Source organism: Pedobacter gandavensis (genome assembly GCF_014172405.1).
Taxonomy (GTDB): Bacteria; Bacteroidota; Bacteroidia; order Sphingobacteriales; family Sphingobacteriaceae; genus Pedobacter; species Pedobacter gandavensis.
The window spans coordinates 1,130,307-1,148,316 of sequence record NZ_WNXC01000001.1 but is presented as its reverse complement, the minus strand read 5'-3'; the positions used below and the strand labels follow the sequence as shown (position 1 = coordinate 1,148,316).

16 protein-coding genes, 1 tRNA gene and 1 pseudogene are annotated in these 18,010 nt (G+C 37.2%); 8 read left to right on the top strand and 10 right to left on the bottom strand.

Translation table 11 applies throughout. From position 1 onward, the window contains the following. Window positions 1-34: 34 nt before the first annotated feature. Complete coding sequence (locus GM920_RS04575; RefSeq protein WP_182953850.1) at window positions 35-1,465, bottom strand: DUF5689 domain-containing protein; 1,431 nt, start codon at window positions 1,463-1,465, stop codon at window positions 35-37. A 1,130-nt stretch (window positions 1,466-2,595) separates the two neighbouring features. Here GM920_RS04575 and GM920_RS04570 point away from each other — a divergent pair. The 3 genes from GM920_RS04570 to GM920_RS04560 all read left to right on the top strand — a co-directional run bounded on the left by GM920_RS04570 (window position 2,596) and on the right by GM920_RS04560 (window position 6,980). Further along, window positions 2,596-3,588: a hypothetical protein gene (locus tag GM920_RS04570; RefSeq protein WP_182953848.1), complete on the top strand. Its 993-nt coding sequence runs from the start codon at window positions 2,596-2,598 to the stop codon at window positions 3,586-3,588. Between the two features lie 965 nt (window positions 3,589-4,553). Next, window positions 4,554-6,053: a hypothetical protein gene (locus tag GM920_RS04565; protein ID WP_182953846.1), complete on the top strand. Its 1,500-nt coding sequence runs from the start codon at window positions 4,554-4,556 to the stop codon at window positions 6,051-6,053. 90 nt (window positions 6,054-6,143) lie between these two features. Next, window positions 6,144-6,980 carry a TolB-like translocation protein gene (locus GM920_RS04560; protein ID WP_182953843.1) on the top strand — a complete coding sequence of 279 codons (837 nt, stop codon included), beginning with the start codon at window positions 6,144-6,146 and terminating at the stop codon, window positions 6,978-6,980. 63 nt (window positions 6,981-7,043) lie between these two features. On the opposite strand, the gene GM920_RS04555 is transcribed toward GM920_RS04560, so the two are convergent. From GM920_RS04555 to GM920_RS04545, 3 genes are all read right to left on the bottom strand, one after another. Then, window positions 7,044-7,571: a hypothetical protein gene (locus GM920_RS04555; protein WP_182953841.1), complete on the bottom strand. Its 528-nt coding sequence runs from the start codon at window positions 7,569-7,571 to the stop codon at window positions 7,044-7,046. A gap of 181 nt (window positions 7,572-7,752) precedes the next feature. After that, window positions 7,753-8,280, bottom strand: a complete 528-nt coding sequence (locus tag GM920_RS04550) for a dihydrofolate reductase family protein (RefSeq protein ID WP_182953839.1) — start codon at window positions 8,278-8,280, stop codon at window positions 7,753-7,755. 300 nt (window positions 8,281-8,580) lie between these two features. Beyond that, window positions 8,581-9,396: a siderophore-interacting protein gene (locus GM920_RS04545; protein WP_182953838.1), complete on the bottom strand. Its 816-nt coding sequence runs from the start codon at window positions 9,394-9,396 to the stop codon at window positions 8,581-8,583. Window positions 9,397-9,520: 124 nt separating this feature from the next. Between GM920_RS04545 and GM920_RS04540 the strand changes: the two genes are divergently transcribed. Then, window positions 9,521-10,378, top strand: a complete 858-nt coding sequence (locus tag GM920_RS04540) for an AraC family transcriptional regulator (RefSeq protein WP_182953836.1) — start codon at window positions 9,521-9,523, stop codon at window positions 10,376-10,378. Between the two features lie 57 nt (window positions 10,379-10,435). On the opposite strand, the gene GM920_RS04535 is transcribed toward GM920_RS04540, so the two are convergent. The 5 genes from GM920_RS04535 to GM920_RS04515 form a co-directional block, all read right to left on the bottom strand. Continuing rightward, window positions 10,436-10,675 carry a VIT1/CCC1 transporter family protein gene (locus tag GM920_RS04535; RefSeq protein WP_235964430.1) on the bottom strand — a complete coding sequence of 80 codons (240 nt, stop codon included), beginning with the start codon at window positions 10,673-10,675 and terminating at the stop codon, window positions 10,436-10,438. Window positions 10,676-10,817: 142 nt separating this feature from the next. After that, window positions 10,818-11,303: a DapH/DapD/GlmU-related protein gene (locus GM920_RS04530; protein WP_317171493.1), complete on the bottom strand. Its 486-nt coding sequence runs from the start codon at window positions 11,301-11,303 to the stop codon at window positions 10,818-10,820. Window positions 11,304-11,391: 88 nt separating this feature from the next. After that, window positions 11,392-11,949, bottom strand: a complete 558-nt coding sequence (locus GM920_RS04525; protein ID WP_182953832.1) for a lipocalin family protein — start codon at window positions 11,947-11,949, stop codon at window positions 11,392-11,394. A gap of 78 nt (window positions 11,950-12,027) precedes the next feature. Then, window positions 12,028-12,438, bottom strand: coding sequence for a hydroxyisourate hydrolase (gene uraH, locus GM920_RS04520; RefSeq protein WP_182953831.1), 411 nt, complete (start codon window positions 12,436-12,438; stop codon window positions 12,028-12,030). Window positions 12,439-12,448: 10 nt separating this feature from the next. Continuing rightward, window positions 12,449-13,120 carry a MarR family winged helix-turn-helix transcriptional regulator gene (locus tag GM920_RS04515; RefSeq protein WP_182953829.1) on the bottom strand — a complete coding sequence of 224 codons (672 nt, stop codon included), beginning with the start codon at window positions 13,118-13,120 and terminating at the stop codon, window positions 12,449-12,451. Window positions 13,121-13,288: 168 nt separating this feature from the next. Here GM920_RS04515 and GM920_RS04510 point away from each other — a divergent pair, with 168 nt between their 5' ends. The 4 genes and pseudogenes from GM920_RS04510 (at window position 13,289) to GM920_RS04495 (ending at window position 17,307) form a co-directional block, all read left to right on the top strand. Beyond that, window positions 13,289-14,008: an SDR family NAD(P)-dependent oxidoreductase gene (locus tag GM920_RS04510; protein WP_235964429.1), complete on the top strand. Its 720-nt coding sequence runs from the start codon at window positions 13,289-13,291 to the stop codon at window positions 14,006-14,008. Between the two features lies 1 nt (window position 14,009). Beyond that, a complete protein-coding gene (locus GM920_RS04505; RefSeq protein ID WP_182953826.1) occupies window positions 14,010-14,660 on the top strand; it encodes a flavin reductase family protein in 651 nt (216 codons plus the stop codon). A gap of 67 nt (window positions 14,661-14,727) precedes the next feature. Then, a pseudogene (locus GM920_RS23810) lies at window positions 14,728-14,790 on the top strand (DUF2256 domain-containing protein); the annotation flags it as partial. Between the two features lie 132 nt (window positions 14,791-14,922). After that, window positions 14,923-17,307, top strand: a complete 2,385-nt coding sequence (locus GM920_RS04495) for a TonB-dependent receptor (protein WP_317171509.1) — start codon at window positions 14,923-14,925, stop codon at window positions 17,305-17,307. 236 nt (window positions 17,308-17,543) lie between these two features. Here GM920_RS04495 and GM920_RS04490 read toward each other — a convergent pair. Then, window positions 17,544-17,616: transfer RNA gene (locus tag GM920_RS04490), tRNA-Lys, on the bottom strand. Between the last annotated feature and the right edge of the window lie 394 nt (window positions 17,617-18,010).

The window sequence follows — 18,010 nt, the reverse complement described above, 5'->3', positions numbered from 1 at the left end:
GTAGGGATTTTTTTGCTGTGCTTCGGTTTAATAATTAAAAGCCCATTTGTACTTGGTCAAGTAATATTGGGACATAACGATCTTGACGAAAGTCGGTTATGCCTGATGTTTTTCTGGAAGATAGATTGATGATCTCTAACTGCGGATTATTTAACCATTTCTCTCTGTCTCCTGAGGTAATACCCATTGCGACTAGGTCTTCCAAGGTTGATGGTATTATAAATTTAACCGCAGTAAATTTTCCTACTTCGCCCACAGGAGCCGTCAGTGATACAATTTTGTAAAAGTCGACTGCTCCTTTTGGTTTAACTACTTTTCCGGGAATTGGTTCACCTGTAGATTCAATGGGTATTCTTATGCCTATGCTCAGTTCATCAACACCCGTATTGAAAGGTAAGAGCGCTACACGAATATATTCATCAGGGATACTGATCTCTGAAAAGAGGGTGTAACCAACACTCTTACTTCCAGCAAATGTAATGTTTAAAAATTTTAGCCCTTTCAAATTCAGTTTTTCAGAAGGAAAGAGTTGCATATAACCACGAGTGGAGTCTTTCGGTAAATAGGGGTATATCTTCCCTAATTTCGTAAAACTGCCATCCGCTGCAGTTGCCAGCTGTTTGACGGGTCCTTCGTATATATTTCCATTCCAATTCGCATATTCAGTTTGTAACGTAAATCTCGGAAGGATAGAACTATGGTTCCAGGTTGTATTTGTCCATTTTGTAAATTCATCAATAACATATTTTAATGGACGAATCTCTAAGGTGTTGCGGGGTATTAGCTGGACTTCATTTCCTTCTAAGTGTACTATCCCCACTATGCTACTTACATCCTTAGGAAGCTCCTGTCCAATGAAACTCGCATCTTTCATTATTCTTGAATTAAGGATAGCCTTTCCATCCTTAATTTTCATGTTGTCTGAATATTTTCCGTTATCTGAAATCAGTTGGCAGATTCCAATGCGTATTAAACTGCCTTCCCAATCTTTTTTATTTGCTTCAAGCGCTCTAACACTGGTTTCACGGGGAAAAATTTTTCCAACACCCACGTTTTTCACCAAATTATTAGGTAAATCCTGTAAGACGACTGCGCCATTCAGCCTGGTTATGGTCTGATCGAAAATTTCTATTTCCAGACTGTCATTTAATGCGAAATTATGATCTTTTTGCAACTGTACTTTAATCCCTTTCTGGTTGGTGCCTTCTTGTAGAAATAAGGTTTTATTATTCTCCACATTTTTTGAACTGGCATCAGAGATCACGACTCCTCTTATTACACTATGGTCTTTGATTTTTACAGGTAGCTCTGTGATTAAATCTTTTAAGTAGGTAATCGAAACTTGTTTTGAGAATGGCTTCGTCTCTTGGCCCTTTGTTTTATCCTTCTTGCAAGAGATCATACTGCATATGAAGAACAAAAGAATTAATGTTGTTAAAGGATGACCTGCGTGTATTTTTTTCATAACTGTTTTTAGTTTGATTTAAAACAATAGAGTCGAGTTCTTTGGTTAGGTAAAACAGGGCCCTTAATCTTCATTAATTTGTAGTTGCAAGAAATGATTTTTAAATGTTAACTATGATTCTTTCAGTAGGTGATTTAATCAATAATGTATATCATTCTAATTATTATGAATTAATTATATTAGTGATATTTTTATTTAAGTTACATTATTAAGCATATTTATTAGGTAACATTTTTGTTTTAAATAGAAATTGTCACGTGAATCGTTGTTTATGATCATGTCAGTTGAGGTTTATTGAAAATTATTATTTATAAAAAGAATGATTTTGTCTTATTTGCTGATTAGCAGTGGTTTAGTTATTGTTTTTTTTGTAAAACTTTAAGCTCATTCAAACCCAGTTTTCCCAATAATTCTGCAGGGGGCTATCATCACGATATCGGTCTAAATACCTGGCATAGTAAAAATTATCCGCCTGCAACTAAAGGTGGTGTTGGACTTTATCATACTGAAATCTTGTATTCTGGAAAGATCGAATCTAATGTTAGGTGTTGCGCGAATGAATGGGCTGAGATTTGATTAGGAAGTTATTACGCTTAATTTCATCCGCACTTAAGGATATAATCTGTAGTTTTAATAACGAGTTATTCCAATTATTCCAATGTTATGTTCAGGTTGGAAGTTTAATTTACGAATATTGGTTAGTAAGCGCGCTCAAAACAGGTTGGGAATTTGATGATTTTAAAAATACAGAAACATTAATCAGAATAAGGAAGGAAGAGGGAGGAACATCACAACTACTTAATAAAATAGGCACAATTGTAAGATTTTTTTAGTCACAGAAGATCTTGAAGATTTAAATTATCTAAGTCAGAATTTGCTACCGGATATATCATATTGAAACGGGAACTCAGCCATTAAGTTTCTATACAGCTATAGAAAATAAGACTAATGAAACATGTAAACATAATACTCCGGCCATTATTGCATGTATAAATGAAAAACTGGAAATTGAAAAGCTCAAATAAAGAATAACATAACTGATGATACAAAAAACACTGATCATAATCCTCCTCGGTATATTTGCCACTCGGTACCTATTTCGTTTAATAGATTACTTCGAAACCAAAAAAATGGCTAAAGACAAGAAGCTCGTTGATAAAGTTTACGTAAATGATGTGGAAGCTGATTTGGTAGCAGATGAACAGTTTTCAATTGAAAACAACACAGGAAACGATCTTGTTGAAGATAGATTTAAAGATTTTGAGTTTGTTAACAAGCACACGAAGACCTTGAAGGAGTTTATTGTCAATGATGAAATAAATATAGTCGACATTAACAAACTCGCAGAATTGAACGGAATTAGCTTTTTTATTCCCATAGGCTGGCGCTCTTTACTCATATCTTTGGTGAAGGAGCTTGATGAAAGCGGCTGGGACAGAGAGGTATCGTGTATAAAAGAGAAATTTGCACAGCTGAGATTTCACGCAGATCAGGCTGATGAGGATATCATAGAAAAATATGAACAATTATCAGAGATCACTTGTGAAACCTGTGGAGGGAAAGGCAAAATCAGGTATGATACCTGGAACTATGTAGCATGTAGAGCACATTATCTGGAAAATAGAGGGCTAGTCCTGGTAGAAGCAGGAGGATTCCGTATTTCCGAAACTTACTTTCAATGGAGCGATGTGGTATCCATGGAATTTGAAGGACTTGATTTAAAAGAGGACTTTCATAGATATTTGAAAATAAAAGTCAAAAATGAGGTTCAGATTCAATGTAATTTGGCTTATAATCCGTTCAATATTTATAAGGAGTCTATAGGGTATGGTGAATTTTTAAAACAGATCCCCGGAAACTATAGGGAACTAAATTACGAATACATTAATAGGTACTATTCGGAAGCAGCGTATTGTGAGATCTGTGGCTATAAGGCGGTATATAATCAGCAATGTGAATGCTGTGAAGCTGAAACTTGGTTGAGCTACAGCAAAGGATCCGTATATAGAGAAAAAGTGGAATATCTGACCTATGCGCAGGGTAATTGGGTAAAAGATAATGGTGAATTTTATGCATCAAAACAAGATCAATATCCCAAAAATCCAGATCATCGAATTCTGTAATTACAGTTTTGCCTAATATATAGCACTCATTCATTCTCCAGGTATGCTGGAGATTGTCTCTCTTTGGGTTAAGTTCTGGGTTTGTATGAACCTTTGTCGGTGTTTAGCTGTAATATGGCCTATATGACACTTTGTCGTTGTAATCTTTAAGTCGCTTTTATCAGTAGGTTGCTAGGGCCTATGGTGGTTAAATTGGCTAACAACCAATTAATAAGCTTGCTTTAAGCTATTGGTGAGCCATCCCAACCAAAGGTCGGGCATCCAGCTTTCTGAATGCTGCTAAAAGGTCTGATGGTACCTGTTTTCTCCCGCTTCAGGAAGAATGGATGATGAGTGAGCAGATGGAAGTTTATGTCTGTTTAAAATCTGCTAATGAAAAGTCAATTTCTGATAGTATCTACGCAGGCTTTCCGACACATCGAAAAAGAATACCAGGTGCTAAAGGAGAAACTGAGGCATCTGCCGGGCAAACCATAGTTGACAATTTAGTATTGACCATCAGTCATCGCTAAAATGTCAAAATATTAGTTTAAATTCATGTAATGAATAAACGCTTAGAGATCAGTATACCAAAAAGCTGCCCAGGACATTGGTCTGGCATGCAACAGGTAGCGGGAGGGAGTTATTGCTTATCCTGCCAAAAAGGTCACTGACTTTACTACTTTCAACCAGGAAGCGCTACAAGGCTGCTCCGGTAACTGACCGTAGCTCACACAGCCAGCGCTTTAATGACTGGGATATGAGACTTTGGAAAAGGAAGTACGTATCAAGGCCGGTAAGCCCGTTATAGGCAATAGATAAAACTTGAAAAAGAATAGGTTATGAATACTCACACTGACAAAGCCCAACCTAACAAAAGCCAATCAGTTGCGAATGAGGTTACTCAAAAAAAGAGTGGTAGTGAACCCATTTTTCAATTTGTAGACAATCGACCTGAAGCGGTTGCACAGGGAAAACTGCAAGAGATGGCGAATAACAGCCTTCAGGCTAAACAAGCAGCTCAGTTGCAGGTAATGACGGATAATTTTATTGCACAGCAACAGGACGCTACGAACAAAGGTAACCATACAGTTGCTCAACGAGTAATTGATTTTTCCAAGAAATCATCAACTGTACCCGTTTCCAACATAGATGAGTTAATCGATTTTTTTGTAGCTAAATATGGGAGGTCCAATGAGGAGGTTATCAGAGAAAAGATAGGCAAAATTAATGAGGATAAAGAGGTGTGGTCAGTCTTCGATGTATATCGTTTATTTAAAGATGAGAAACTTCCCGTATATACGGAAGTAGAGTTTAGCCATCATTCATCAAGGCCTACTTTACCAGGGGGAAGTTTGTCGGATAAAGGACGATACGCAGCAATTAATCAGTTCTCATTCAACACTGTGACAAGGCTTGTTGGACTTGTTGGAAAAAAACGATTCGAAACCAGGAACGATTCCAATGATGATCTACATGCTGAACAGATTTTCATGCGTCAAGTTGAGAGTAGCGGTATTCCTTTAAATGCACATACCGTAATTCAAATTACCATCAACAATAGTCCTTGTCATGAAAAATGCGCTACACTATTAGCCAACTGGGTTAAAAATCATAAATTAAAAAAGGTTACTATATTTTTTGCAAACCCATACGGTACTGATGAAGAATTCACTAATGCAATAGGAATTCTAAAAGAAGCGGGAATCATGATTCATGGATTCGTACCCTTAGATGAAGTTGGACCTGATACTGATGAGGAAATTGATGACGATTATCGAGTTCGGTTTACAAATATGAGAGATCGACTTAAATCCGCAAAAGGAAAAAAACTCTACACTTCAGATGATGAATCAAGTTCTTCAGATGACGACTCAATCTACGCTGAGGAGGAAGAAGAAGAAGGACTCACGTTTAAAGAATGGATGAAGGCAATAGAAATCCTTGCCTGGACTGAGTATGGTCTGAAATTGGAAGATTTACCTGACGAAATGTTTATGGTGGCTTATGAGGATGGAGATTCACCATTAGAATTTTATAACCAACGAATGAGCAAGGGAAAGTCTGCAGGGCCTTATGCTCCAACTTATAACATTGGCGGAGAAGGAGAATTAGAACCTGTGATGATCAGTTCCGTAGCAGAATTCTTAAATGATCGTGGTGTTCATCCCGGCTCAAGTATATTTGTTGTAAGTGGAAAGAATTGGGAGTGTTATATCCGCTGCGTATTGCATCATTTTGGGAAAATTGGTCTTTTGGGCACCGTTGTCGAAGCGTTAAGAAATAAAGGAATTGACATCAGCAACGGGGTAGCCATCAATACAATCCAAGAAGATGGCATTAGAGAGATTTTAGCTGCCTATGTAGGTGCATTTCATGTCACAGCAACGGATTATAATCAAAATATTATGGAGAGCTCCAGAACCACTGTAGGAACCAAAGTGAGGATTATATTAACAGGCGCTCATTTTAGTTTATTGAAATAGTATCAAAAAAGAGAAAAGGCACCAATTCTATAAGCGCTTTGTGCTGAGAAAGATATTATTGCCATGTACTATAGTTATCTTACCGAAATAATGGCCAATATTCATTTTCGAAATAAGCTTATAGTTTGTTTATCCTTGATCATATTTTCATCTTGTAAGCATGAAAAAGTATATCAAGCTACACTTTTTGATGTAAAAGTTAATTTAAATGAACTCCCTAATGGTGAAAAACCTATATTTTTACAGCGGCATCTAAAAAGCAAGAAACAAAAATGGGTAGGGGGGATATTCGGATCTAACCAATTCCTGGAGTGGAATGAGGTGCTTTATAACAGTGCAGTTATTAGGATAAATCCCCAGGTGGCGCCTCCCTATGATTCCGAATTTTCAGACTATCCTTCCCAGGAGCGTTCACAATACAATTTTGATGACGTTACTTACATTAATCCAGTCAAAACAAGTTTTATTGCGCGTATTTCTGGTCCAAATAGTATAGGAAATAGATTTTATTTATTCAGCGCACAAAAATCTGGTTTAAAGGTCTATAGTATAGACAGACCTACAGTGATAGAGGGCGACAGACAATGGGAGAACCGTGATATGCTGAAGATTGGACCTAACTTGTTAATGGTAGATAATGACTATGTTTTTAACCAGAAAACCGGTAAAGCTTATGAAATAACCCGGCCAGGAAAAGACAGAATTCGGGGGGAATTCGCAGCATTGTCGCCAGATGGGCAAACTATAGCCTTCACAACAAGTCAACAGTTATACCAATGCCATTATCCTAGTGGTAAAGTCTATGTCGAACCAATAGACGATCAGCAATTGTCTAAAATTGTTAATAATAAAACAAAAGAGTGGCCATACAATTATTTTAGTTGGATTACTGTGAATGGTAAAATGTTTCTGCATCCAATAATCTAATCATATTTCTATTCAGTATCATTGTCTGGTTGGTTTTTTAAATTAAAATGCAGAATGGAAATATTAGTTTTTATTGTGGAGTATAGAGAAATCTCCGTGATATACATTTTTTGTTTGCAACAATATTGACCACCTATTTCTGAAAGAACCAAAAGGAGGTTTTGAGGCCATAAAGCTGATGTCATCAAAAGGCCAATCGATTAAGGAAGCTGTTTCTGGCTGCAACAATTCATCCTCAAATAAATTAATAGGCGGTCCAATTGTATTCATCATTTTTCTCAATGTTCCGTTATCCAAATAGACATTAAAATAAAGGGCGAATTTGTCGCTAGCTATTTCATATGCATAGAGGTTGGTAACGCTCAATCCAAAGAATGTGTACTTTTTTGATTTAGAAATAATCTCTTTATTTAATTTATAACCGTCAAAAGGGTGATCTCCTTCCAAATAATCTCTTTCAAATCTTGCTTCGCCTCCAATTGGGGTAAATGACTTGAAATCACTTACCAGAAAATCGGATAACTTTTTTACATCAAAAATAATATCCTCTAATTCAACAGTGCTACTTGATGTTACCTGACCTCTGCTCATAATGAAACAATTGTAAAAAAAAAGATTTAGATTTCACTTTAAAATCAGACAATGGTTATTTATTTGCTACGTTCAGCATACTTCGTCTGGAGCTCTAAATTGCCTTTTAAAGTTGTAATGACTTCTGCATCATTAATCTCAAAAGTTAGTTCAATTGATTCTCCTTTTAGTTAATTACAATTTACGCTTTATTGATGCTGTAACTGAGCGACACCAAACCAGTTTCATAAGTTTTGCTATTCAATAGCGTCAGTTTCGTACGACTATTCTGCTCACAAAATAGGGGCTTGCCACGACCAAGAATAATGGGATGCACTGACAGCCATAATTCATCTACAAGGCCTTCTTTCATCAAGGTATCGCTGAGTTCAGCGCCGCCATATAGCCATATGTCTTTACCGGGCTGTTCCTTTATCCTTCGTGCTTCGGCCATGCTATCTTCCGCTATGAGTACAGCACCTTCTTTTACTGTTTTCAATGTTTTAGAAAACACATATTCAGTCATACCAGGAACGATCTCTCCATTATTGCTATCTGCATGCTTTTGTGCGATCTCGTAACTTTTACGACCAATAAATATCGCATCAATACGAGTAAAGAACTCATTTAGACCATAGTCCTGATCTGTAAAGCACCAATCATATTCGCCGTTTGGCCCTTCAATATATCCATCCAGTGTTGCTGCCAATCCTAATATTAATTTTCTCATATTGTCAATGTTTTTATACTACAAAATTGCAATGATTTATTGATTTAAAATTGTACTAAACGGACATTAATACAGCGTGTCATGCGCTTGATACAACTGACCAGGAGCATAGCCCGATTAAAATGTTCCTGGTCATAATATACTTTTACAGGTACAAAATCCTGCTACAAAGTTGAAACAAGATATTAAAATTTAGTCCCACTTATGAGTTATTGATAATGAATAATCCGTCCCCGGTTTTTCGCCTTCATCAAAGGTGCATAATGCCTCGAGAGCCTGACTCCAATTCGGTAATACCATTTATTGTTGAGAAACTGTTCTTCGCTCTTCTGAAGACTGACTCTCAGATTGCCCCAGTTTCCAATAGGAGTATGCCTTCCATTCATTTCTTTTTAACTCTTTATTTTCTCTAAGAACACCCTGAATTTCTATTATGGCCTGCGATTCGGCAGCTGCAAAAAGGAATCTGGTTCCCTGACTAGGAATTTTTACCCTGCGGAATCTCTCAGGAAGACTGGAGTTAAGACCTGGTGTCTGGTTGAAGAGCCAAATCACGTTTACACCTGCCGGGGAGTTCAATTCAATCACGTCTTCAGGTCCATAGACTTCGATCATTACTTCGCCACAGGCATCTTCTTGCATTGCTTCAAGTAGCACACTAATTACAGGTAAGGCGGTGTGATCTCCGGTAAAAAAGTACCAATCAGCGGGCTGAAAGATCTTTTTATCCTTTTTTTTCATTACTACACCTAGCTGGTCACCTATTTCGGCTAAAATTGCCCAGGAAGAGGCAGGTCCCTCATCACCATGTGCAACAAATTCAATTGTCATTTCCTGCTTTTTCAGGTCAAGTTTTCGTAAGGTATAAGTCCTCATGATCGCGGCTTTCTCATCAGCCCTTGTGCTATCATATGCTTTTTTCTCAGGAATAATAACGGTTTTTGAACCTTTAGCCGGGATCAATAGTTTGTTATTATCGCCGATATCAGCGTCTCTGAAGTTTTTCAAGTCTTCACCCTCTAAAACCACACTGATGTAGTGTGGGCTAAGAAAAGTATTTGACTTTATGGTCAGTAGACCCCTCATCATTTCAGGCTTCATTTTTTCGTGCTTCATATTGTCATTCATATGAGGCAAAGGTAGCTGGCGCAAAATCGATGCCTTTGTACATTTCTGATAAACATTTGTACTTTTCAAATCATTTTATGGTTTAAAACTTTGTTATATATACCTTTAATGCATGGGGTCTTTAAAGCAGTTCAGTGCGGTAAATGTGCAACGCGTTATCATCAATGAGGGGACAGAGAAGGATATAGTCAATGACTTTTATGAATTCCTCTATATTTGTTCGGGGGATGGTAAATTCAGAAAAGAGGGGCAAGAAGTAAGCTTTGAAAATGGCGATATCTTTTTTATCAGGCGTTTAAAGCAATACCATATTCTCGCTGTCACTGCTGTAGAAGTGATCACGATCCGATTTACTGAGGCTGGAAAAAGTGTACTAAGGGGGTTGATAGATAAAAATAGCAATATCGTTGTTTCACTTTCTAAGGCACAGTCCCCATTAAACTTAAAAATTAGACTGAAAAACGATGACCTCGCATTTGCCGAAAAGGTAATACTCTTGATGCTAGATATGAATCAACATCCCGAAAAAAATGAGAACTTATTTTATTTCCAACTGCTGACTCTTGTTTCTGTCATTGAACGTAACCTGTCTTTCGGGGAAAATAAAAATTCCAGAAGAACGGGAGGGAAGTCTATTGATAAAATATTAAAACATATCCATAAAAATTTAAAAGATCCACAAATGCTAAGCCTTACGGGACTGGCTGAAACCTTCCGAATGACATTGCACCAGTTGAGCATTTACTTTAAACAAGAGATGGGGGTTTCCATTAAGGGCTATATAGGTCGCGAGAGATTAAGGGCAACAGCCCATTTGTTAATTCATTCCGCCGATACCATTTCCCAAATTTGTCGCTCCTTTGGGTATGCCGATGAAAGCCACTTTTATAAGCGCTTCAAAAAGGAGTACGGTTTAAGTCCATCCGATTATCGGGTTAAGGCCTTCAGAAAAAATCCTTCAGAGAAGTAAGTAGTTAATTGTTAAATGAGTTTAGATGGTAAAAAAGGAATAGAATTGATTAATATATTATGCTGTTTTAACGCCAAACATATAACCTACTCCGGCGGCCATTGATAAGGCTCCTGCGACAAGACCTGCTGCTGCTGCAAGCACAATTGGCTCACGGGTAGTGCTGGCTGCCGCAATCCCTATGGCCAGACTCGTTGTGGAAAGAATGCCATCATTGGCGCCCAAAACTGCAGCTCTTAACCAACCACTTCTAGTGGTGTAATGTTCTTCAGGAATTGTTTTTTTTATGGTCTCCATTGATCAGTCTGGTTGCATTGTTCCACTTTGTTTTGGGCACACTTACCTCAATTAAAAGCTAAGTAATCATGCATATTAGCGCTATTATTTCGTTTGATCCAGTTGCTCAAAGCTTACCGTTATTCTAAACCCTCAATTGTCGTTATATACTTTTAATAGTTTTTGCAGGGACGCCTCCAACTATGGTGTTGTCTGGAACGTCTTTGGAAACGACGGCTCCTGCGGCAACCACTGCGTTTTCACCAATGGTTACTCCTGGTAATATAGTGGCATTGGCGCCAATCCAAGCTCCTTTTTTAATGTGGATATGTCCTGGAACTAGTGATTGTCTTTCTGCGGGCAATATGGGATGTCCTTCGGATAATAGGCTGACTTTTGGTGCTAGGAGCACATTGTCTTCTATAGTTATGCCTCCAAGGTCAAGAAATACACAGTCGAAATTGATAAATACATTCTTGCCAATTTTAGTGTGTTTACCATAATTGATATATAGTGGTGTGAAGATGGCAACACTTTCATCAATTTCTGTCCCGGTAATCTGGCTCATTAAACGTCTTATTTCAGTAGGGTCGGATGCATTGTTCATTTCTAGAAGCAATACTTTGGTTGCATATGACGCATCACGCATTTTATAAGCTTCTGGATCGCCCGATCGTATGGTTTCTCCAGCTCGAAGACGTGTAAAGATATCTTTTGTGTTTTCCATCACTCTTAATTTATTGATTACCGATGAAGGGATTCTTTTTATCTTGTTTCACCCATATTAATTTGGAAGTGTCGTATCCAAGGTCCCTGGCAATCTTAAGATAGTTATTCTTTACATCATCTGGGATGCTTTTTTCTCGGGATAAGATCCAAAGGTAATCTAAATTTTTCCCGGCAATTAAGGCATATTGATAATTACTGTCAATCGCTAGTACATTGTAACCTGCGTAAAATGGCCCGAAAAAACTTACTTTTAAAGCAGCGATGTTTTTATCGCCCCTGAATTTAGCAATTCCATTTGCTGACTTCCATTCTTTTTTTTTATAATTATAGCCACTATTTAGGACTTTTACATTTCCGTTTTCGTCTAAACTGTATTGTGCGATTGTATTATCCATATCCTTCTCAAAGCGAAAGTCAAAACGGGCAATTTCATACCAGGTACCTAAATAGCGTTTTACTTCAAAATTGGCTACGGGTTTTGCTTTTTTAGGCATGGATGCACAGGAACTTAAAACCACTATTGCTGCAATTGTAAGGATGGTAGGGATGATGATTTTATTTTTCATAATTATCTACGGGCTTTTGAAATATTTTAAATAAATGTTGAGTAAAAACTGTATTTAAATCCATTGTAATTCAGGTTTTTAGTTTCCTCTGTAAGTAGAATAACCGTAAGGACTCAAGGTAATGGGTACATGATAGTGCTGATCATCTTTTATTTCAAAAACCACTTCAATGAAAGGATAAAAAGAATTCTGTTTTAAGCTTTTGAAATAAGGCTCGATAAAATATGTCAGCTTAAAAATTCCTTTATTACCCTTATTCCCATAGGGGAGAAAGTCTTGTATTCGTCCTTGCTGGTTAGTTTTATTTTCGGCGATAAATGTCCATTGCTTATTGCCGTTTTGTTTTTCGAGCCTAATCAACACCCCTTGTGCAGGTAGCCCCCTTGAGATATCTAGTATGTGGCTTGAGAGTTGAAATTTTTGACTTTGAGCAATACCAGAGAATGTAAAGCCAACTAATAGAATTAATATTGAAAGTTTTTTAAGCATAATTTATAGTTTAATTTTTTTGTAATAAAAATTCATTAAACGCGATATTGACAAGTTCAGCAGGCGCTATACTTTTTTCGTATATAGCTTGATGGAAGTGATCCAATTTCTGAAGTAGTTTAATCAGTTGCATTTTTTCAGTAGTACTGAGGTTTCCAGTCACAATTTGACTGGCTTGCCTTATTTTTTTCATAATATCTTCTAAGGCTGTTAGTCCTTTGGCGGTAATCGAAATGATTTTACTTCTTTTATCAACTATAGAATCGTTCTGCTGTATCCAACCTTGTCCAACCAATCTGTTGATAGTTTGCATTCCTACAGGTTTTTCCTGAAGATTCCTTTTTATCAATTCTGTTTTTGTCATTGATCCAAAAGCTTTCAAGTTAATTAAGTATATAAACTCTTCTTGAGTGCTAAACTCCGAATCGTATATTGCTGATTTGGAGTAGGTTTTTGCATACCTGTTAAGGTGAACAATTAAGGTGCTGATCTCGCTCTCCGGACTCCTTCCATTTTCTTTTCCCTCCCAATTGAGCTCATTATACAAATGGTCTGTCTCTCTTTGGTCATCGTAAATCCAACGTTTGAAGCCAATCAGGTCTTTTGTGTAAGATTTGGAATCTTCAGTTGTGTCAAACTTTTCAATTAGGCCTATAACTTGATTTATGAGTTTATAGTTCATGATTAATTGCATTAAATTAGTATACAAATATACTATAATTATAAAACATAGTATTATTTAAAACTAAATAAATACTTTTGTAGACTAATATTGAAGTCTATTAAAGCTTGCATTATCATGTAGGAATACCCTTCAATTTGTAAAATGAGTTTTTATTAAATAAACAGGATGATGAACTTTGAGGGTAAAAACATATTGGTAGTCGGAGGAAGTTCGGGTATTGGGCTTTCGCTGGTAAGGTTGCTGGCTTTAAATGGGGCAACTGTTTATAATATATCCAGAACTGAGCATGCGGATTGGCCACAAGGTATCAGGCACCTGTCTATGGATGTTCTTGATGAGGTGAGCAACATGGCAGACTTTCTTCCTGAGCAGTTACATGGTTTGGTGTATTCAGTGGGTAGTATTACCCTTAAGCCTTTCAACAGGCTTACCGAAGAAGATTTCTTAAACGACTATCGAATAAACGTTTTGGGTGCCGCACGTACTATTCAGCAATCTGTTAAAAATTTGAAAAATGCTGGTGCATCATCTATAGTTTTGATTAGTTCTGTTGCCGCTAAAACCGGAATGCCTTACCATGCCAGTGTCGCTGCAGCAAAAGCGGCATTAGAGGGCATGGGATTATCATTGGCAGCGGAATTTACTGCGCAACAGATACGGGTAAATGTGGTAGCTCCATCCCTTACTGATACCCCACTTTCACAATATCTATTAAGCTCTCCAGAAAAACGTGAAGCGTCTGCGAAACGTCACCCTTTAGGAAAGATTGGGCAACCAGAAGATATCAGTAGTTTGATCGCTTTTTTACTGTCGGAACAAAGTAACTGGATAACAGGGCAAGTTATTAGTGTAGATGGTGGATTAGGAAAATTAAAAACAAGTTAATATGGTGAATATTAAGAGTGAGGAGATCTATCAGTTAGAAAAGCAGTACAGGATAAGCCTGATTAATAGTTTAGTTGGCTATAAATCCCTGAATCTTTTAGGAACTGCCAGCATTGAAGGGATTACTAACTTATGCGTGATTAGTTCGGCCTTTCACTTAGGCGCTAATCCACCGCTTTTGGGTATTGTGATCAGACCCGAACGTGAGCAGAATAGTACGCTTTCAAATATTAAAACCACAGGCCAGTATACATTAAATAATGTATTGCCAGAATGGTATATGCAGGCACACCAAACCAGCGCCTATTATCCATCTAATGTATCCGAATTTGATACTTGTGGATTTCAAAAGTTATATGTTGATCGTTTTAAAGCACCTTTTGTAAAGCAATCCACGATTTGTATCGGATTAGAGCTAAGGGAAATTATTGATGTAGAAATTAACGGTACAACTATTCTGATCGGAGAAATCGTTCAAATTCTAGCGGATGATGATCTGATAGCAGCAGATGGTACTGTTGATCATGTAAAAGCAAAGACCATGACTGTTGCCGGCTTGGATGCTTATTTTTTGCCGCAGGCTGTTGGCCGTTTGGCTTATGCCAAGCCAGGGGTTGAGCCTCATGAATTAAATAATCCTGTTAATTCTTGACGTGTGATAAGCTGCCGATCGAAAAGCAGGAACTTCATCTGATCCATGCAGAAAATTTTTCAAAAAACAAGACTTACCATCCAAAATCTGCAGGGTTTGCAATAGGTATTTTACCTGGCGTAAAAAGTGAGAAAAGAATTGGAATGATGGTAAATAACCCCATAATCTTTATATTATATAGCCATTTTAGTAACCCTTAAAAACTTTGGAATTGATAATTAGATACTTCATAATAATAGCAGCATTGTTTACTTTTAGTCCAGTGTTTTCCCAGCAAAGAGGATTGTTGACAGGAGTTGTACAAAATATTAACACTGGTAAAGCCCTTTCTGGAGTTACACTTACGGTTGATGGTTTATCAATTTCGACCATGAGTGATAGTTCAGGCCGTTTCCGTATGAGTGTTCCGGTAGGGACCTATAAAGTTTCTGCTAGTCTTGTTGGATATATTGCTCAGCTGAAGTACAATATAGTGGTGGGTAGTGGAAATCCGCAATTGGTCAATTTTGAGTTGCAGCCTCAATTGAATAATTTAAAAGAGGTTAACATCAGTTTTAGTAAAGGAAAGTCGGCGGTTGCCACTGATATGGTTACTCCTATATCTGTGCAGCAATTAACAGCAGAAGAAATAAAAAGCAGTCCGGGTGGCAATTTTGATGTTTCTAAGGTAGTTCAGACACTTCCGGGAGTGGGCATAAGTAATGGTGTTGGTGAACGGAACGATATTATCATAAGGGGCGGAGCTCCAAATGAAAATGTATATTACCTGGATGGGATAGAGATTCCAGTATTGAATCACTTTCAAACCCAGGGCAGTTCCGGAGGTGCTCAGGGTATACTTAATGTTTCTTTTATTGAGAGTTTAAAGCTGAGCTCTTCGGCTTTTGATTCCAGATACGACAATCCTTTGGCTTCGACTTTTGTGATCAGGCAAAGAGAAGGAAATTCGGAAAGATTATCCGGTAATGCCAGGGTTAGTTTTACTGAAACGGCACTAACTTTAGAAGGACCATTGTCGAAAAATACTACATTTCTAGCCTCGGCTCGGAAGTCTTATCTCAGTTTTTTATTTAAACTGATTGATTTACCCATCAGACCCGATTTTGATGATTTTCAATATAAGGTCACTCATAAATTTAATGCTAAAACCAAACTTACGGCTATAGGTCTGGGTGCGATCGATCGTTTTAGTTTTGCAGCAACTAAAAAGTCGACCTTGGAAAATACATATGTACTACGTTCTACACCTTATATCAATCAGTGGAACTATACTGCTGGTTTTAACTTGAACCATCAGATTGAAAATGGCTATTTGAATTTTACACTCAGCCGAAATGTATTTGATAATAATCTGGATAAATTCGAGGATGAACTAAAAGAGGAAAGTAAAAGGAGTCTGAAAGTTCAATCTCGTGAAACCGAAAATAAGTTTAGATTTGACATCAATAAATTCCTAAATGGTTGGAAGCTGTCTGCGGGATTAATGGCCCAACTGGTTGCCTACAAAGCAGATTTGTTTAATAAAGTGTCTAATGAAATCACCAATTCAGAGGGGGCAGTAATTGTGCCGGAAAAGGTAGTCAGGTTCAATAATGACATGGAATTTTGGAAATATGGTGCGTTTTTCCAGGCGTCAAAAAATCTTTTTAATGAAAAGTTATTGTTTTCTGCAGGTATCCGTACTGACCTGAATAGTTTTACTGTTGCTGGGAATGATCCGTTAAAAACACTTTCTCCTAGGTTGTCTTTGGCCTATCACCTCAGTTCAAAATGGGATGTAAGTGCTTCAGTGGGGACTTATTTCAAAATTCCTACTTATACCATGCTTGGTTATCTAGATAATAATGGCGCAGCACTGAATAAAAATATGGATTATATCCAATCGACGCATTATGTGCTTGGTACCCAGTTTTTGCCAAGAAATGATTCGAGATTTACTGTGGAGACTTTTTACAAGCAGTACAGCAATTATCCGGTCTCTGTAGCGAACGGGACTTCTCTTGCTAATCAGGGCGCAGAATATGCTTCTGTTGGCAGTGAGCAGGTACTCAGTATAGGAGAGGGGGAAACCTATGGTGTGGAACTATTTGTGCAACAAAAGCTGGTTCATAATTTTTTTTATGTAGCAAGTTATTCCTATGTGGTCAGTAAATTTTCTGGATTGAATCAGAAACTGGTCTCATCATCATGGGATAACAGACATCTATTGTCACTTACATTGGGCTATAAATTAAAACGCAACTGGGATTTGGGGTTGAAATACCGGTATGCGGGAGGATCGCCCTACACACCATTTGATTTGCAGGCATCCCAGCAAAACTATTTAACATTGGGCACAGGAATAGCAGATTACAGCCGGTTAAATACGGAAAGGTTATCATCATTCAGTCAATTAGATTTTCGTATGGATAAGCGCCTGAATTTTAGAAAGACAGCTTTGAATTTTTATATAGATATACAAAATATTCTTAAAAATGAAAATGACAATTTTCCAAAATATACGTTTAAAAGAACAGAAGATAATACCGGTTTTTTAACAACTGACGGGCAGCCTTTACAAGCCAATGGTTCGAACGGAATTCCATTTATCTTAAATACTAGATCAGGGAATCTGATACCTTCATTTGGCTGTATATTTGAATTCTAGGAAGCTAATTTAGCTCTTGGACCTACTAATTCATAGTATGAATGAACTTTCTGTTATTCAATTTATTAAGATTTTATTTGGTGAGTCGGGAGGAGTCTCAATTGACTCACCAGATTACTCAGCGAGTATTTTTGGATTTACGGTGTATTTAAGTAATCACTAAATTTAGAAAACGCTATTAATCTGGAATAAACAGCATTTAAACAGAAAAGCCTCACATTTCTGTTAGGCTTTTGTGATCCCGCTGGGATTCGAACCCAGGACCACTACATTAAAAGTGTAATGCTCTACCAGCTGAGCTACGGAATCAATTATGTTCCCTTGTTTCGGGATTGCAAAGATAGAAAAAAATATTAAAAAACAATTATGTAAACATAAAATTATCAGCATCAGCCACATTGATATGCGGTTTTTGATCGATTTTATGTATTATCTATTTGATGATCAGTTGTTTGATCTTACGATAAATATTGAATAAAATATTCCAATTCATTAAAAAAAGCAACGATTTCTTGTTTAGGTCTCCAATGAATCCCCAGAAATAGGTCAGACTTTCCAAAATTTCAGAAATATTACCCAACTTACGGCTCAATTGCTGCCACAAATAAAGAACACCGCTTTAGGTATTTCAAAATCCCAAAGAGTATTTAAATCACAGCAGCAATTCTGTACAACATACAGATTTGTCCAATTTTTAGAACCC

Bases quoted from the DNA above. Each gene is read 5' to 3' on its own strand.
- GM920_RS04555 (WP_182953841.1), bottom strand. From the start codon at position 7,571: ATGAGCAGAGGTCAGGTAACATCAAGTAGCACTGTTGAATTAGAGGAT.
- GM920_RS04535 (WP_235964430.1), bottom strand. From the start codon at position 10,675: ATGGAGACCATAAAAAAAACAATTCCTGAAGAACATTACACCACTAGA.
- GM920_RS04530 (WP_317171493.1), bottom strand. From the start codon at position 11,303: ATGCGTGATGCGTCATATGCAACCAAAGTATTGCTTCTAGAAATGAAC.
- GM920_RS04545 (WP_182953838.1), bottom strand. From the start codon at position 9,396: ATGAAGCACGAAAAAATGAAGCCTGAAATGATGAGGGGTCTACTGACC.
- GM920_RS04525 (WP_182953832.1), bottom strand. From the start codon at position 11,949: ATGAAAAATAAAATCATCATCCCTACCATCCTTACAATTGCAGCAATA.
- GM920_RS04550 (WP_182953839.1), bottom strand. From the start codon at position 8,280: ATGAGAAAATTAATATTAGGATTGGCAGCAACACTGGATGGATATATT.
- GM920_RS04575 (WP_182953850.1), bottom strand. From the start codon at position 1,465: ATGAAAAAAATACACGCAGGTCATCCTTTAACAACATTAATTCTTTTG.
- uraH (WP_182953831.1), bottom strand. From the start codon at position 12,438: ATGCTTAAAAAACTTTCAATATTAATTCTATTAGTTGGCTTTACATTC.
- GM920_RS04505 (WP_182953826.1), top strand. From the start codon at position 14,010: ATGGTGAATATTAAGAGTGAGGAGATCTATCAGTTAGAAAAGCAGTAC.
- GM920_RS04565 (WP_182953846.1), top strand. From the start codon at position 4,554: ATGGCGAATAACAGCCTTCAGGCTAAACAAGCAGCTCAGTTGCAGGTA.
- GM920_RS04510 (WP_235964429.1), top strand. From the start codon at position 13,289: ATGATGAACTTTGAGGGTAAAAACATATTGGTAGTCGGAGGAAGTTCG.
- GM920_RS04560 (WP_182953843.1), top strand. From the start codon at position 6,144: ATGGCCAATATTCATTTTCGAAATAAGCTTATAGTTTGTTTATCCTTG.
- GM920_RS04570 (WP_182953848.1), top strand. From the start codon at position 2,596: ATGGCTAAAGACAAGAAGCTCGTTGATAAAGTTTACGTAAATGATGTG.
- GM920_RS04515 (WP_182953829.1), bottom strand. From the start codon at position 13,120: ATGAACTATAAACTCATAAATCAAGTTATAGGCCTAATTGAAAAGTTT.
- GM920_RS04540 (WP_182953836.1), top strand. From the start codon at position 9,521: ATGGGGTCTTTAAAGCAGTTCAGTGCGGTAAATGTGCAACGCGTTATC.